Annotated in this window: 11 protein-coding genes; 5 read left to right on the top strand and 6 right to left on the bottom strand. The window is 68.6% G+C overall.

Going from position 1 to position 16,342, the window contains the following annotated elements; genetic code table 11:
- Positions 1 to 32: 32 nt before the first annotated feature.
- A complete protein-coding gene (locus KEG57_RS03630; RefSeq protein ID WP_272417992.1) occupies positions 33 to 1,862 on the top strand; it encodes a TIM-barrel domain-containing protein in 1,830 nt (609 codons plus the stop codon).
- 3 nt (positions 1,863 to 1,865) lie between these two features.
- Here KEG57_RS03630 and KEG57_RS03635 read toward each other — a convergent pair whose 3' ends face one another.
- The 4 genes from KEG57_RS03635 to parA all read right to left on the bottom strand — a co-directional run bounded on the left by KEG57_RS03635 (position 1,866) and on the right by parA (position 5,362).
- On the bottom strand, positions 1,866 to 2,327 hold the full coding sequence (locus KEG57_RS03635; RefSeq protein ID WP_272417991.1) for a VOC family protein: 462 nt from the start codon (positions 2,325 to 2,327) through the stop codon (positions 1,866 to 1,868).
- Between the two features lie 147 nt (positions 2,328 to 2,474).
- The gene (locus KEG57_RS03640) at positions 2,475 to 3,863 is read right to left on the bottom strand and encodes a hypothetical protein (RefSeq protein ID WP_272417990.1); all 1,389 of its coding nucleotides are present in this window, start codon (positions 3,861 to 3,863) and stop codon (positions 2,475 to 2,477) included.
- A 223-nt stretch (positions 3,864 to 4,086) separates the two neighbouring features.
- Entirely contained in the window at positions 4,087 to 4,728 is a 642-nt protein-coding gene (locus KEG57_RS03645) for a hypothetical protein (RefSeq protein WP_272417989.1), read from the bottom strand.
- Positions 4,679 to 5,362 carry a ParA family partition ATPase gene (parA, locus tag KEG57_RS03650; RefSeq protein ID WP_272417988.1) on the bottom strand — a complete coding sequence of 228 codons (684 nt, stop codon included), beginning with the start codon at positions 5,360 to 5,362 and terminating at the stop codon, positions 4,679 to 4,681. The genes KEG57_RS03645 and parA overlap by 50 nt, the downstream gene beginning before the upstream one ends.
- A 137-nt stretch (positions 5,363 to 5,499) precedes the next feature.
- Between parA and KEG57_RS03655 the strand changes: the two genes are divergently transcribed.
- The 3 genes from KEG57_RS03655 (at position 5,500) to KEG57_RS03665 (ending at position 8,384) form a co-directional block, all read left to right on the top strand.
- Complete coding sequence (locus KEG57_RS03655; RefSeq protein WP_272417987.1) at positions 5,500 to 6,432, top strand: STAS domain-containing protein; 933 nt, start codon at positions 5,500 to 5,502, stop codon at positions 6,430 to 6,432.
- 399 nt (positions 6,433 to 6,831) lie between these two features.
- On the top strand, positions 6,832 to 7,290 hold the full coding sequence (locus tag KEG57_RS03660; protein ID WP_272417986.1) for a hypothetical protein: 459 nt from the start codon (positions 6,832 to 6,834) through the stop codon (positions 7,288 to 7,290).
- Complete coding sequence (locus KEG57_RS03665; protein WP_272417985.1) at positions 7,287 to 8,384, top strand: hypothetical protein; 1,098 nt, start codon at positions 7,287 to 7,289, stop codon at positions 8,382 to 8,384. The genes KEG57_RS03660 and KEG57_RS03665 overlap by 4 nt, the downstream gene beginning before the upstream one ends.
- A 527-nt stretch (positions 8,385 to 8,911) precedes the next feature.
- On the opposite strand, the gene KEG57_RS03670 is transcribed toward KEG57_RS03665, so the two are convergent.
- Both KEG57_RS03670 and KEG57_RS03675 read right to left on the bottom strand, forming a co-directional pair.
- Positions 8,912 to 13,915: an AAA family ATPase gene (locus KEG57_RS03670; RefSeq protein WP_272417984.1), complete on the bottom strand. Its 5,004-nt coding sequence runs from the start codon at positions 13,913 to 13,915 to the stop codon at positions 8,912 to 8,914.
- A gap of 117 nt (positions 13,916 to 14,032) precedes the next feature.
- Positions 14,033 to 15,073 (bottom strand): formylglycine-generating enzyme family protein, encoded by a 1,041-nt coding sequence (locus tag KEG57_RS03675; protein WP_272458123.1) that lies wholly within the window; start codon positions 15,071 to 15,073, stop codon positions 14,033 to 14,035.
- A 37-nt stretch (positions 15,074 to 15,110) separates the two neighbouring features.
- Here KEG57_RS03675 and sucC point away from each other — a divergent pair, with 37 nt between their 5' ends.
- Positions 15,111 to 16,304, top strand: a complete 1,194-nt coding sequence (gene sucC / locus KEG57_RS03680) for an ADP-forming succinate--CoA ligase subunit beta (RefSeq protein WP_272458124.1) — start codon at positions 15,111 to 15,113, stop codon at positions 16,302 to 16,304.
- Positions 16,305 to 16,342: the final 38 nt, after the last annotated feature.

Genomic DNA, 16,342 nt, shown 5'->3' on the forward strand with positions numbered 1-16,342 from the left:
CAGGGGCGGACGAGCCGCGATAGGTTCGCGGAATGAAAATGCTTTCGCCCTCGCTCCGTGTTCTGCCTTTGTCTCTCCTTGCGCTCCTCGGGTGCCCGGAGGATCTGGATACGCCGCCCGCGAGCCCGACCGACCCTTGCGTCCGGCCGGCCGAGAACCTGCCCGAGCCTGCGCGTCACACGCCACGCTGGGCATTCGAACCATGGATCTCCAAGGACATCTCGGACGGCCCGGACACGTATGCCTTCGTGTCCGGCTTCCGCGAGCGAGACATCCCCGTCGGCGCCGTGGTCCTCGATAGCCCCTGGGAAACCCATTACAACACGTTCATCCCGAACCCCTCGCGCTACCCCGACTTCAAGAAGATGGTGGACGACATGCACGCGGACGGCGTGCGTGTCGTCCTCTGGATCACGAACCTCGTGAATTCGGTGTCGTACGACCTCGAAGACGGCGGCGATGCCTACGAGGGCCCCTCACCGAACCTCGCGGAGGGCGAGGCGTGCAATTACTTCGTCGAGGAAGGCTTGCGTTTCTCGTGGTGGAAGGGCTCGGGCGCCGCGGTCGATTTCATGAATCCGTCGGCGCGGGCGTGGTGGCACGAGCAGCAGAACGGCGTGCTCGACATGGGGATCGACGGCTGGAAGATCGATTTCGGCGACAGCTACGTCCGGCTCGACACGGTCGCGACGGCCGCGGGGCCGGTGCCGCACCAGCAATACTCGGAGGCCTATTACCAGGATTTCTTGGCCCATGGCGTGGCGCGGCGCGGGCCCGAGTTCGTCACGATGGTCCGGGCGTGGGACGAGTCGTACGATTTCAAGGGCCGGTTCTTCGCCCGCAAGGAGCACGCGCCCGTCGCGTGGATGGGCGACAACCGCCGCGATTGGGTGGGCCTCGAAGACTCGCTCGATCACATGTTCCGCTCAGCCGCCGCGGGGTACGTGGTGCTCGGGTCGGACATCGGCGGGTATCTCGATCGGGACGACAAGGACCTGCTCGGCGAACAGATCCCGCTCGACCCCGTGAATTTCGCGCGCTGGACGGCGATCGGCGCGCTCTCGCCGTTCATGCAGCTCCACGGCCGCGCGAACATCACGCCCTGGACCGTGCCGCAGAATGGGACCGAGATCGCCGACATCTATCGATTCTGGTCGAAGCTCCACCACGAGCTCGTCCCGTTCTGGTACAGCCTCTCCGAGGAGGCCTATGCCGGGGCCGCGGTCCCCGTGCGGCCCGTGGGCGCGGAGGAGAGCTGGCCCAAGGATTATCGTTATGCGATCGGCGACGCGCTCCTCGTGGCGCCGCTGCTCGATGGCACGGGAAAGCGGGACGTCGCGCTTCCGGCAGGCGCGCGTTATTATGATTTCTGGACGCCGTCGGCGGCGCCGCTCGAAGGCGGAACCACGGTGGCCGCCGATTTCTCGGCCGATCTGCAGAAGGTGCCGCTGTATTACCGGGCCGGCGCGATCGTGCCGATGCACGTCGCGGACGACGTCACCGGGCTCGGCAATGCAGCTTCGGCCGGCAAGCTGACGGTGCTCGTGTTCCCGGACGCGACGTCGACGAGTTTTTCCCTGCACGACACGGATGACGTGGTCACCACGGTCAAGGCAAGCGCGACGGCCAGCGGGGCCTCCGTGACGATTTCGCGCACGCTCGTCGATACGTTGTTCCGCGTCCGCGTGGAGGAAGAGCCCGCGAGCGTCACGGTCTCCGGCAATGCGGCGACCAAGCACGCCACGCGGGACGCGTTCGATGCGGCGCCCTCGGGCTTCCATTACGAGGCCGAGACGCGCTCTCTGTGGGTGAAGGTCCCCAAGGCCGCCGGGGAGAGCACGATCGAGGTGCAGAAGCCCTGACGCTCAGCCCGTCTTCGGATCGCGCAGCCGCTGGTAAAACCACCAGTGATGGCCGCCGAGGTCCACACACTCGTATCCGCGGTCCGACCAGTATTCCTCGCCGTAATCGACCGTCTCCGGCTCCTTGACGATCCTCGCGCCCGCGGCCCGGGCCCGCGCGCAGTGCGCCTCCACGTCGTCGACGTACACCAGGATGTTCTGCGTGTTCGCGCCGCCGAGCTGGTTCGGGGCCCGCGTGTGCGGCAATTTCTCCGGTTTGGGATGACCCACCATGATGAGCCCGTCGCCGTAGACGAGCTCCGAATGCTCGACCCTCCCATTTTCCCCCTCGACGAGCAGCCGCACCTGAAACCCGAAGGCGCGGCAGAGCCAGTCGATCGCGGCCCTCGAATCTTCGTAGTAGAGCGCGGACGAGATGCGGGGCCAGTTCGACGGGGCCGGCTTCGACGGTTCTTGCGTGGTCATGTCGTTCCCTCCTCTTGGGCGAGCGGGCAGAGCTTTCCCAAGACCCGAGCGAGCGTCAAGACGCTCGGGACGGCGAGGAGGTTTTTCCGGGAAATGGGCGGGGCAAGGGGGAGCGCAAGGACGAGCGCGCTCCCCCTCACGTTCGGATCACTCGAGCGTGATCGCGACGTTGTAGAGGGCGCCGGAGTAGCCGTACGTCGAGTTCGAGATCTTGATGAAGTACTTGCCGGGCGCCGTGATCGGCTCGCTCGTGAAGTCCTCGTGGTAGTTCGAATCCTCGCTCACGCCGAGCGACGTCGTGCAGTCCGAACCCACGACCTCGACGACCGTGTCCGTCTGCGCCTCGCCGGGCGACGTGACGACGTGGATGACCTTGCCCACGTCCGCCTCCACGACGTCGATGACGAGCCAGTCCTGGTCGTCCTTGTCCGCCATCTTGAACGCGTCGAGCGTCGCCGGCAGCGCCGTGACCGCTTGCGCCTCGCCGCAGACGTTGTTCGGCTCGGTCTCCGCCGGGACGATCTCCTTGACCGTCACGTCGATGTTGTAGCCAGCCGTGCCCGAGTTGTCCCAGTACACGAAGTAGACCGGCTCCGCGCCGACCTCGAGCGTGGGCGCCGTCTCGAACGCGAGCAGCTCGGAGAACTTGCCGCTCGCCGGCAGCACCGCAAAGCCCGTCGCCGCGTCGGCCGAGTCGGCCAGCGCCTCGACGGAGATGATCTTCCCCGGACCCGAGGGCGTGTACGAGTAGAGCAGCGTGGCGAACGGCTGATCGACCGTGCCGCTGATGCTCATGCCCGCCGTGAGCGCGACCGGCTCGCGCGCCGCGATCTGCAAGCCGCCCGTCGCGGGCGAGAGGATCTCCTCGCCTTGCGGGCCGCTCGCGATCGCGACGTCAGCAGCCCCCGCGGCCGCCTTCACGTCGGTGAAGACGATCATCGAGGCGCCGTAGAGCTGCGCGTCCTCGACGCTGCCGAAGACGCCCTCCGAGCCCGAGACGGCGAGGTTCGTGTAGACGATCGGCTCGAAGAGCCCGTCGCCCGTGGTCGTCAGGTCGAACGGCGTCGAGAGATCCTTCTGCTTGGCGCTCGCGATGAGGATCGAGCCCTGCGCCTGCGTGCCCTCGAACGAAACCTCGAGCGGCGCGTCGAGGGAGAAGGCGCCCTTGTAGGTGACCGTCGAGCCGCCCTCGGTGACGTTCACGTCGCGCGCGCCGACCGCGGCCTTCTCGGAGATCTCGATCACCGCGACGATCCCCGTCGGGCTCGCGATCTTCTTCTCGACGACCGTGATGTCCGGCCCGAAGTCGAGCGTCGCGGCGTCGGTCCAGGTCGTGTTGAAGCCGCTGACCGTGACCTCGGCGCGGCGCGAGACGAACGCCTTGCTCGGCGTGATGGCGCTGATGCTCGGGTCCGCGCTCGGCCCCTCCTCGCCCGGCTGTCCCGCGGGCCCCGCCGGACCGGTCTCCCCGGCGCAACCGAGCGCAAACAGCGTGACGAGAGACAACGACAGAAGACCCACTCGGCTCATTCGCATGGGAAGAAGCTCCTCAGTAAGGGGGTTTGGAGGCCTCCCTCGGAACGTCCGAGGCGAGAACCGCCAAGCCTTGAGAGTCGTAGCGTAACGAAGTCACGGCGACGGGGGGGGCCGGCGCCGAGGGGCCATGTTCAGCGCAAACGACGGGCGCTTTCAACGGCCGTGCAAGATTTCTCCGGGATGTGAGGTGCCCGCACGGGACGGAATTTCGTTACGTGCAGGACTACGCCGTCGCGGCGTATCCACGCCGACGGACGACATCGAGCAGAATACGGCCGATTTCCACGATCTGGTCGAAGCGACGCGGAGGCCATTCCACACGCGGGAAGGGCGCGTTGCCCCAGAACGGGGAGGGGCGCGGGGGCGAGGCGCCGCCGGGCGCGGGGGCGCCTTCGGTCGGGCCGGCGCCGAGGCGCGGCGCGAGGTGATTCGTGAGGGCCTCGCCAATGACGTTGCTCAGATCGCGGTCGTGCTGAATGCAATGGACCGTGAGGCGCTCGGCAAGCTCGGGCGTGAGGTAAACGGTGACCGCACGGAGCGGCACGCCTCCCACGATCGTCGGCTCGGGCAGCGGCGCGGGCGCAGCCGCGGGCGCGGGCTCAGCCACGGGCTCGGCAGGCGCAGCGGCAGGCTCGGCTGGTGCTTCGGCGCGTGCCTCGACGGCGACGACGGCGCTCTCGGGGACGGGCGTGACGCTCGGCGGGACGGGCGAGGTCTCGGCCACTTTCTCCGATTTCGCCGACGCGCGGCGCGTGCGCTTCGGCGCGGCCGCGACGGCGGGCGGCTCGTCCCCGCTGACGAATGCGTCGATCGATTCAGGCGACGGCGGCTTGCGGAGCGAAACCGCGACTTGCTTCTTGGCCATGGTGGAACCTCGTGAGCTCGTCGAGCAATTGGTAGATCTCTTTGGCGGAGGCGTCGCGCGGGGCGTACGTGGTGACGCCCTTCCCCACGGCGATCGCCTCCTGGTAAGCCACGCGAAACCCGAGCTCGGTGCCGAGGACCGGCAGGCCCGAGGTTTCGAGCACAGTGCGCGCGCTCTTGGCGAGCGCGGTGCGGCCTTGCTTGCGCGTGATGAGCACGCAGCCGGAAAGTTTGTCCCGGAGCGCGCGCGCCTCCTGGAACACTTCGATCGCGGCCGTCAGCGCCCAGGCGTCGGCGGCCGTCGGCCCCGAGGGGAAGACGGCGAGGTCCGCGACCATGAGGGCCGAGCGGGAGATTTCTCCGTGCCGCGGCGGGCAATCGATGATCGTGAGGTCGTACGCGGGAGAGACCGCATCGAGCTGCCCGGGACGATGCATCTGCGCGCCCATGGCCACGATGGTCGGCGTCTTGTGCCCCGCTTCGCTCGCGACCTCGCCCCACGTGCGCACCGTGCCCTGCGGATCGGCGTCCACGAGGAGCACGCGCTTTCCCCGCGAGAGCGCTGCCACGGCGAGGCTCACCGCCGTCGTGCTCTTGCCGATCCCACCCTTCTGTCCGGTGAGCGCGATGATCATGAAGCCCCCCTACCGGAAGCGACGCCGACGGGCCCAATTTTTGGTGACGCACCTCGGACGCGTTGCGCCATGCGGGACCCGTTCCCAGGTCGGAAGCACTGGATGGGCCAGAGGAAAAGGGCCTACGATGCGTCATCGTGGCGACCGGGGGCGAGGGCAACATCGAGGAGCGCGTCGCGGCGCTCGAACGAGCCCTTGCCGAGAAGGAGCGCGAAGCGGAGGTGCTGCGCGCGGAGCTCGCGCGAACGGTGGCGCTGCACGAGGCCGATCGCCGGAAGGCAAACGACGAGCTACGCATCTTCGCGGCGCTCTCGGACCACACGCCGGACGCGGTGGTGATCGCGAGCCCCGAGGGGGACGTGACGCGCGTGAACGGCTCTTACCACCGGCTGTTCGGCAGGGACGTGGAGGTCCTCGGCACGCCGCTCGTCGACGCGATCCGGCCGGGCGACGCATCGACGCGCGAGGCGCTTTACGCGGCGCTCGTCGACGGCAGCACGTATCGCGGGATTCTCACGCTGCGCGGCGCGAGAGGCGCGCCCTTGCCGGCGCAGGTCGACTGCTACGTGGTGCGCACCGGCCCCGAGGAGGTGCTCGGCCTCGCTGCGATCGTCCGGGACCTCTCGGACGAGCAGCGGGAGGAAGTGGAGCGCGCGGAGCTCGAAGCGAAGGTGATCGCTTCGCAGGAGGCGCTGATCCGCGAGCTCTCGACGCCGCTCGTGCCGATCGCGGAGGGCGTGATCGCGATGCCGCTCGTGGGCACGATCGGCGACACGCGCGCGCAGCAGATCCTCGAAACGCTCCTGGCCGGGATCCAGGAGCACCAGGCGACGACGGCGATCCTCGACATCACGGGCGTGCCCACGGTGGACACGTCGGCGGCGAACGCGTTGATCTCGGCGGCGGGGGCGGCGGGGCTACTCGGGACGAAGGTGATCCTGTCGGGAATCGGGCCGGCCGTGGCGCGGACCTTGGTGGAGCTCGGCGTGGAGATGCGAGGGATGACCACGAAGAGCACGCTGGCGGCCGCGATTGCGGAGGCGCTCCGGGGGGCTTGGCGGCGGCGGTAGGGCACAGAACGAGGGGGGCGGCAAGAAGAAATCGAGGCCACAACCAGGACGGCCGACAACGTCCGGGCTGTGCACGATAGCGCCACGATTGCGATATTCGGCCCTCCCGTGGGGCCATGAAGCAAGCGCGTACTGAGACAAACATCCCTTGACCCCGGAAAAACCCCCGGGTAAGGCCTGGGGATGCCGGTTTGTCGACGTCTGGCCCTGGGCGTAGGAGGCGCGGTATTTCTCGGGGCCGTCGCTTCCTCCGCCGGGAACGCAACACCCGGCGCCGCCCCCGGACCAACCCCATCACCGGCGCCATCGACCCCGCGGGGCCTCAAGGCGTTCTCCGTCGCCGCCGGCCCGCTCGCCCAGATCGGCGGGCCCGTCCCCAGCCTCTATCACGCGGGGGGCATGGTGAACCTGAGCATCCGGAGCCCGATGTGGCTGTGGGACCTGGGCACGACGTTCGCCGTGGCCGTGGTCCCCGAGGAGCGCTTTCGGGCGCCGATGCGTGGATACAATGCCTCGCTCTTCGCGCACATCGGCTTCCGCCCCTTGGAGTTTCTCGGGGTTTTCGGCGGCGTTCGGATCGGCGACTGGTACGGCTGGAACGAGACGCCGAGTGGTCCCCTGGAATCCAAGGGGTCGAGCGCGGCGGGGCTCGTCGGCGCCGAGTTTTACCGGCGCTTCACGCAGAGGCTCGCCTTTCGTGTTCTCGCCGAAGGCGGGTACACCTTCGCCAAACCCACGCTCCGCGTGGACGCGAGGTTCGACCAGATCTGGGGCCCGCCGTTTCCTGTCTTCGGCGTCCTCTCGATGCAGATCGTTTACGACATCATGCAATACGGAACGAAGGATCCCACGGAATGAAGACTTCGCCTTTTGTGTTCGTTTTGCTCTCGATGTCGGCGCTCGTCCTGGGATGCGAGGAGGAAACGGAGGACGTCGTTTATTCCTGCGACAACCCGGACATCGGCCACTTCGATTCCAAGGGAAACCCCGACCCCTGCCATCTGGAGGAGAAAGGGCAGCAGCAGTCCATTTGTCGAGGGGGCTGCGAGGAGGTTTCCCTGGAGTTCGATCGGATGATCGTCGCTTTGTGGATAGGCCCCGAGGGCCGGGAGCCGGCGTGCCCGAAGGAAGCGCCCAAGGCGGTCTTCAATGGATATGCCGGGCTGACGGCCCCGAACACGTGCGCGCCGTGCCAATGCTCCGAGCCGTCGTGCGTCTTGCCCTCGGTGAGCGCGACGGCGGGGGACGCGTGTGCTGGGAGCGTCGTCGGCGCGGTCGAGCCGCCGCCCTCGTGGGAAGGCGGGTGCCTCGAGGGGCCGTCACTCGAGCCGGGGATGTTCAGCTCGGTGCAGATTGGCGCGGTGGGCACGGCGGGGTGCGAGCTCGTCGAGGATCCCCTGCCGACACCGCATTTCGCCTATGCCTGGCCGGCCCAGTGGGCAGAGGCGGCGCGAGCTTGCGCGGCGGAAGAAGAGGAGGGAGCGCCCGCGTGTGCGGGGGCGCCGTGCGTGCGTGGGATCGAGGAGCTTCCGAGCGGATTTCGGCGATGTCTTCGTTATCCCGAGGGGACGGAGGAGAACGAGGTGCAGGCGTGCCCGGCGGCGTTCCCGGAGCGGCATGTGTTTTACGCGGGCCTGTCGGACACGCGTGAATGCGCTGCGTGCTCGTGTGCGCCGCCGGTGGACGGGATCTGCATTGCGGCGGTGAGCGCGTTCCAGGACGCGAGCTGCGGCGGCGCTCCCATGCCTATCTTTCAGAACGCGGCCGTGGGCCTGAACTCCCCCGCTTGTTACGACACGTCCATGCCCCTGGCCCTCGGCTCGATCTCCGCGGCGTGGCTGGCGGAGGAGCCGGGGTCCTGCGTGGTGACGGGCGGCGAGGCGAGCGGCGAGGCGGTCCCCACGGATCCGAGCGTGTTCTGCTGCGAGGCGCTCGTGATTCCAGCGGAGTAGACCGCGTTTTCGGAGGGTGTTCCCCCAGAACCTCACCCCCCCACCCCCTCTCCGCGCGGCGGAGAGGGGGCGAATGAAACTCCCTCCCTCTCCACTGTGTGGAGAGGGAGGGTTGGGGTGGGTGAGGTCCGGACGTCGAGCTGATGCCTGTGGAACACCCTCTCAAGGTCCAAGGACCTCGTACTCGAAGTCGCCGACCTCGTACTCGATGGCCAAGGTCTTCGTACTCGAAGCCGCCGACCTCGTACTCGATGGCCAAGGTCTTCGTACTCGAAGTCGCCGACCTCGTACTCGATGGCCAAGGTCTTCGTACTCGAAGCCGCCGACCTCGTACTCGATGGCCAAGGTCTTCGTTCTCGAAGTCGCCGACCTCGTACTCGAAGTCGCCGACCTCGTACTCGATGGCCAAGGTCTTCGTACTCGAAGCCGCCGACCTCGTACTCGAAGTCGCCGACCTCGTACTCGAAGTCCGCGACCTCGTACTCGATGACCGAGGTCTTCGACCGCAGGGTCCAAAACGCCGCGACCTAGCTCCGCTTCCTCGCCCCCATCGCAAACGCAATCCCCGCCTGCAAGCTCCCCTTCGTCACGATCCCCGTCAGCTCCGCCGAGCTGCCCACGAGCGACCGCGCCACGTCCGCGCGCATGCCCGTCAGGATCGCCTGTGCGCCGAGCAGCCGGAGCGCCGACGCCGTTCGAACGAGCGCCTCCGCGATGTAGATGTCGCCACCCTTCACGCCCGTCACGTCGAGGATCACCGCGCGCGCCCTTCGCTCCGACGCGCCGCGTAGCGCCGCCCCCATCACCTCGTCCGAGCGCGCTCGATCCATCGTCCCGATGAGCGGCATCACCACCACGTCGTCCGTGATCGGGATGATCGGCGTCGACAGCTCCGCCAGACGCTCACGCTGCACGTCGATGACGTGCTGCTGCAGCGACTCGCGCTCGAGCTCCGCGACCATGCGTTGTGCGAGCTCGATGCGCAGTTGTTCCGCCGTCTCGTTCGCCTCCCGCGTCCGCCGCGCGACCTCCTCTTCGAGGCCCTCGTTCGTGCGCAAGAGCTCCTCCGTCACGCGCTGCACCTCCGTGTAGAGCAGCGCGCTCTCCACCGCGGCGCCCGCCTGCGAGGCGAGGAAGTCCACGAGCACGAGCCGCGCCGGCACGAACGCCTCCGTAGCGAGCGCGTGCTCCAGATAGATGATCCCCACGAGCCGGCCCTTGTGCAGCATCGGCGTGCACAGGATCGAGCGCGGCGCGCGCGCCACCATGTACCGATCCTTCGCGAAGCGCCGATCCGAACGCGCATCGCCGAGCAAGAGCGGCTCGCGCGTGCGCCGCACGTACTCCACCACCGAGAGCGGTAGATCCTCCGTCTCCTCCGCCAGCACGCTCGGGCCCGCCGTCAGCCGCTCCGGGTCCACCACCATCGTCGCCTCGACCCAGAGACGACCGCCCCGCTCGATGAGGAGCATCCCCCGGTCCGCGCCCGCGCTCTCGATGACGGCGCGCACGACACGCAACAGCACTCGCTCGAGGAGAATCTCGCCCGCGATCGCCTGCGCCGCGCGGATGACCGTGGCCGTGTCGAGCGTCGCGAACGAACGCTCGCCCGGGCTCGAGTTCGCCGGCAGGTCCCACGGCGGCGTCTCGTTCTCCCAGAGATCCTCGTACCGCGCCGCGATGTTGTCCACCTTCGCGCGCGCGCCCCAGCGCAGGTACGCCTTGCGCGCGTCGAGCACGTAGGCGCGCGCGAGGCGCTTTCGGCCCTTCGCGATGTGATGCAAGGCAGCGCGCTCGCTCGCGAGCGCCTCGTCCTTGGTGAAGCTGTGCTCGCACGCGCCCGCGATCGCCGCCTCGAAGAGGTCGATCGCCTCGGCGTCACGTCCCTCCGCGCGCGCGCGTTCGGCACGGACGAGGTCGAGCCGGTGCTGGTAGGTCTCCGGGCAGCTCCGCGCGAGCGCCGCGAGCTCGGCCTCGCGACGATCGAGGTCCGCCCGCCGACGCGCCTGGTCTGTGGGTGTACCAGTGTTCATGAGCGCCGCCGCGACGATCGCGCCGTGGAAGACGACCTCCGTCGCGAAGTACTGCGCGACGACCGTGGGGAGAAGCGTCTCGGCCTCGGCGCACGCCTTCTCCGCGAGGTCGAGGTCGTGGAAGAGCAGGGCGAGCTTGAGGCGCGCCGCGTGGTAGCGGCACGCGATGAACGGGAGCTTTCGCTCGACGAGCGAGGCGACGAATGAGACTTCTTCGAACTCCCGATCCGACAGCGAGATCCGACCCCGCGTCCGGCCGCGCAGGCAACGGATGAGCTGGTACATGATCCGCAGGTACGCCTCCGAGGTCGTGTCCCGCGTCTTCTGCATCAGCGTGAGGAAGCCCTCGGCCTCCTGCTCGACGACGGCGAGGTCTTCGCCGATCCCGAGCCGGATCCCCGTCGTCGAGAAACACGCGTACGAGAGGAACGAGAAGTCGCCCGTCGCGAGACCCTCGCGCTGCGCGCGTTCGAGGAACGGCAAGCACGCCGAGAGCGGGCGGCGGAACGGGTGCAAGGTCGCGCCCTGGTTCAGGTAGACCTTGCACGCGATGGTCGGGCTCGGGAGGCGCTCGTGCAGGCGCAGCGCGATCTCGCCCATCCGATGGGCCTCTTCGTACCGCCGCGCCGCGACGAGGCTCATGCCGTACGCCGAGAACCCGTACGCGGAGAGCTCCGTCGGGCCCCACGCGAGCGTCGCGCGCACCATGCGCGCGCACACGAAAAACATGAGCGACGGCGACGTGCCGTACGACGCCGACACGAGATGCATGAGCGTCCGCAAGGTCGCGCGCTTGCGCGCGTCGTCGAGCGGCGGCGCCGAGGTGATCGACTCGACCGAGCGCGCCTCGAGCTCGGCCGCGAGCTCGGCTTGCTCCTTCGCGAGCGCCTCTTCGAGCGTCGCCTCGTCGGGGAGCGTCTCGCCGAGGAGCGCGAGCGCTTCGCGGCCCACGCGCACCGCGTCCGCGAAGCGTCCCTGCGTCACGTAGAGCACGACGAGCAGGTCGTGCACGCCCGCCCGATCGAGCGCCGAGGTCGCGTGCGAGAGGAGGAGCGCGAAGAGCTGTTCGGCCTCGTGGAACTGGCCCGTCAGGTAGGCGCACGCCGCGCGGTCACGCGTGAGCGCGAACGTGAGGAACGACTGCTCCTCCCAGCCGCGCTCGCCCACGAGCTCCATGCCCGTCGCGAGGTAGCCGATCGCCGCCTCGTACGCGGCCGCGCCCTTCGCTTGTTGTCCGCCGTCGAGCGCAAGCCGCGCGACCTCCAGCCGCTCGGCTGGATCCGTCATCACCGCGATGCCGCGGCTCATGTGCAAGAGCAGCTCGAAGAGCCCCTCGCCCTCCGTGCCGATCTCGTCGCGCAGCCGCCGCCCGATCGCGAGGTGCAAGTGCGGCACCTCCTCCGGGCGCAGGAGCGAGTAGGCCGCCTGCTGCACCTTGTCGTGCGAGAAGCGGAACGCGCGCGGCGCGAGCGGCTTGGGCGGGGTCGACTTGCCCGACCCGCGCGGAGCGAACTGCCGCATGCGCACGGGGATCACGAGGCCTTCGGTCAGCGCCGCCGCGAGATCCGCGCGCACGTCAGACTCGGTGCGCCCGGAGAGCGCCGCGAGCGCATCGATCTCGAACTCGTGCCCGAACACCGACGCGAGCATGAGCGTCCGCTGCGCCGGGGGCGAGAGGTCGCCGATCTTGTCGAGCAAGAGCGTCACGATGTCGTCGGTGACCGTCTCCTCGATGCGCGCCTCGTCCGAGACCACGGCACCCGTCGCCGGATCGACCTCGACGAGGCCCTCGCGCACGAGCGTGCCGAGGAGCTGCCGGATGAAGAGCGGATTGCCGCTCGTCTTGCTCCACAAGAGCACGCCGAGCGACTCGACGTCCGCGAGGTCGCAACCGAGCAGCCCCGCCACGAGCGCGCGCACGTCGGACGGCCGGAGCGGACGGAGCTCCACCTTCGACACGGGCACGCCTTGCCACTCGATCTCGTCGATCACGCGCCCGATGGACCGGAAGCCGTCGCCGTCCTCGCGTCCGCGGAACGCCACGATGACGAGCAGGTAACTCGACTGCGGATCGGCGAGCAGGTCGCGCAGGAGTTTTAGCGATGCAGGGTCGGCCCACTGTAGATCGTCGAGGAAGAGCAGCACCGGGCGGCGCCGCGTGAACACCGACAAGAAGCGCTGCACGACGAGCGCGAAGCGGTTCTGCGACTCGATCGGGCCGAGGTCCGGCGCGGCCTCCGCGGGCCCGCCGAAGAGCAGCCCCACCTCGGGGACCACACGCGTGACGAGCTCGGCGTTCGGACCGAGCGCCGTGTCGATCTCGCTGCGGATACGCGCGAGCTCGGACTCGCTCTCGGCAAGCGCCGCGCGCACGAGCTCGCCGAGCGCATGGCCGAACCCAGAGAACGGCAGGCCCTGCCCGATCGGATCGAACTTACCCGTGACGATGTAGGCGTCGTCGGGGCCGATGCGCGTGGCCGCGTCGAGCACGAGCGCGGTCTTGCCCATGCCGGCGCCGCCCTGGATGGCGAAGAGCTCACGCCCGCCGCGCCGCGCTCGCTCGATCGCCGAGGCGAACGACTCGCGCTCCGCGTCGCGACCGTAGAGACGCACCGCCGACGCCAGCATCGTCGGTCGGTCCTGACCGCCGAGCGGGAACGGATCGATCCGACCCGATTTGCGCAGGCGCGTGAGGCACGTCTCGAGGTCGGCGACGAGCCCACGCGCGCTCTGGTACCGATCGTCCGCGCCCTTCGCGAGCAGCTTGAGCACGATGCGCGACACGGCCGGCGGCACGTTCGGCTCGAGCTCGTGCGGCGGCTTCGGCGTGCGCGCGAGGTGCGCGTGCACGAGCGTGACCGGGTCCTGCGTGGTGAAGGGCGGCGAGCCCGTCAGCATCTCGTAGAGCACGGCGCCGAGCCCGTAGAGGTCGGCGCGGTGATCGACGGGTCGGTTCGTTCGGCCCGTCTGCTCGGGCGGCATGTACGCGAGCGTCCCCTCGGGCGCTTGCGGGTTCGGCGTGCGCAGAGACTCCTCGCCCACGCGCGCGGCCGAGGTGAAGTGCAGGAGCCAAACGGCGTCGTCTTCCTCGCGGAAGAGCACATTCTTCGGGGCGATGTCGCGATGCACGATGCCGTGCGCCGCGAGCGTCGAGAGCGCTTGCCCGAGCGAGGCCGTGATTTCCAGCGCGGTCTCGATGCGCAACCTTCGCGACGCGAGCAGCTCCGCGAGCGTGCATCCGCCGGGGTCGGCGCGGAGGAGCGCGAACACGTCGCCGTGCTCGACGAGGCCGAGCGTGCGCGGGACGATGGAGTCGCCGAGGTCCTTGGCGATCGCGTGGGCGCGACGGATCCTCGCGCGTTCCTCGCCGCGGGCGCGAGCACGAGCGGTCTCGACGAGCACGGGCGTGCCGTCTTCGAGGTGGCCGCGGTGCAGCGCGAAGCGCGTGTCCTCAGCGAGGGTGGCAAAGATGGTGCAGCCGGGGAACTCGGGAACCATGCGGGGGAAACCTCCGCCGGAGGGGGAGTTTCGGCGAACGATACGGCGGGTTCGGGCGCGGATGGAAGGGCTCAGCCCAAGTCCGACTCCTCAAGGTCGAGCCACCCCGGAAAAACCTCAGGGCTTCGGGGGGGACGGCTGGTGGGGCGCGCGCGTCTTCGGCGTCCACCCCTTGGAGAAGGCGCCGTGTTTCTTGGGGGTGGGCTGGGGCGGCGGGCGCCAGAGCTTCGGATCGGCCTCGGCGGCGGGGTCGGGGGCGGCGTCGGCGCAGCAGCGGAAGGAGACGAAGTAATAGGTGAACTCCGGCTCGTGGCTCACGGTCATGGGCCGGCAGGCGTTGCGCACGTGGCCCCAGGCGCCGCCTTTGAGCCCTGCCCACTTCGACTTTTCGTAGTTCTTCTCCGCGTTGACCCACTCGTCCACGTTTCCGGTTTGATCGTGGACGCCGAACCCGCTCACACAGCCGGGCATCTCGCCGCTCGACACGCTCTGGTCGAGCCGAAAGAGCTCTTGATCCTGGATCCAGGCCTCACGCGAATAAATGTTCTTGAGGACGGGCTGATACCAGGGGTTGTCGATGTTGCAGCTTTTCGGGTCGCGCTTGTACCCATAAGGAAAAGGCGTCTTTTTCGGCCCTTCACAGGCCGCGACCCACTCGCTCTCCCAGCAGAGGCGTTTTCCCTGCTCCTGGCACATTTGCAGCGAGTCGTACCAGTCGACCATGACCGGCGGATGCGCGCCTTCTTTGTTCGGGTACTCGTATTTGTCGATGCAGTATCGCTGCCGCCGGAGCTCCGTCTTGCACTTCTGCGCCTGCTCGGCGAACTCGTGGCAGATGATGATCTTGTTCGGCTTGTTGTGCTCTTTTTTCAGGCACTCGAGCTCGACGTCGGGGCAATACGTGGTGTCGACGAAGGCCATGTCCTCCGGGCAGGGCGACTTCGGTTTGGCCTCGCTCACCGGCGCCGTGGAGACTGCGCTCGCCGCAGGCGCGGCCGTTTCCGCCGCGGGAACGAGCTCCGCCGGGGGCGCGGCCGCAGTCTGGCTGGGCACGCCCGTCGCGTTCGCGCCTTTTGGTAACTCGGTCGGACCGCCGCAGCTCGATGCCGTGAGGGACATCACGGCAGCCGCGGTCAACAAGCTCAAATTCGATCCCATGCTGGACTCATGCGTGTGATACCTTGCCCGCCCTCGCATGAAAATCCACGAGTATCAAGCCAAGCAAATCTTCGCACGCTACGGGATCCCCGTGCCGAAGGGTGAGCCTGCCTTCTCCGTGGCGGAGGCGGAGGCTGCGGCGCAGCGCCTGATCGAGGCGACCGGGATCCCGGTGGTCGTCGTGAAAGCCCAGATCCACGCCGGTGGTCGCGGCAAAGGCGGCGGCGTGAAGGTCGCCAAGGGCGGCGTCGCCGAGGCGCGAAAGCTCGCCGAGCAGATCCTCGGCATGCAGCTCGTCACGGTGCAGACGGGCCCCGCCGGGCAGAAGGTCCGCAGGCTCTACATCGAGCAGGGCCTCGACATCGACCGCGAGATCTACCTCGCGCTCACGCTCGACCGGGATCGCCGTCGCATCGCGATCATGGCCTCGCGCGAGGGCGGCATGGACATCGAGCAGGTCGCCCACGACACGCCCGAGAAGATCCACACGCTGCACGTCGACCCCGTGATCGGCCTCGCCCCCTACCAGGCCCGCAAGCTCGCGTTCGCGCTCGGGCTCGGGGCGAAGGAGCAGATGCGGCAGTTCACGAAGCTCGTCGACAGCCTCTACAAGTGCTTCCTCGCCGAGGACTGCTCGCTCATCGAGGTGAACCCGCTCATCGTGACGAAGAAGGGCGACATCGTCGCGCTCGACGGCAAGATGACGTTCGACGACAACGCCGAGATCCGCCACCCCGAGTGGGCGGATCTGCGCGACGCGGACGAGGAGGATCCGGTCGAGCTCGAGGCGAAGAAGGTGGGCATCTCGTACGTCTCGCTCGACGGCGACATCGGCTGCCTCGTGAACGGCGCGGGCCTCGCGATGGGCACGATGGACATCATCCAGAACTACGGCGGCAAGCCCGCGAACTTCCTCGACGTGGGCGGCGGCGCCACGCAGGAGCAGGTGAAGAAGGCGTTCCAGATGATCCTTCGCTCCGACAAGGTGAAGGGCATCTTCGTCAACATCTTCGGCGGCATCATGCGCTGCGACGTGGTCGCCGCGGGTATCGTCGCGGCGACGAAGGAGCTCGGTTTGTCGGTGCCGCTCGTGGTGCGGCTCGAAGGCACGAACGTCGAGGCGGGTCGCAAGATCCTCGACGAGAGCGGCCTGAAAATCGAGAGCGCCTCCTCCATGGGCGACGGCGCGCAAAAGATCGTCGCCGCGGTGAAGCAGGGCGCCGCGGCCTGATGCCGGGGATGATTTTCGTCACGAAAAGGAACCAGTTG

The sequence above is a fragment of the Polyangium jinanense genome, from assembly GCF_028435365.1.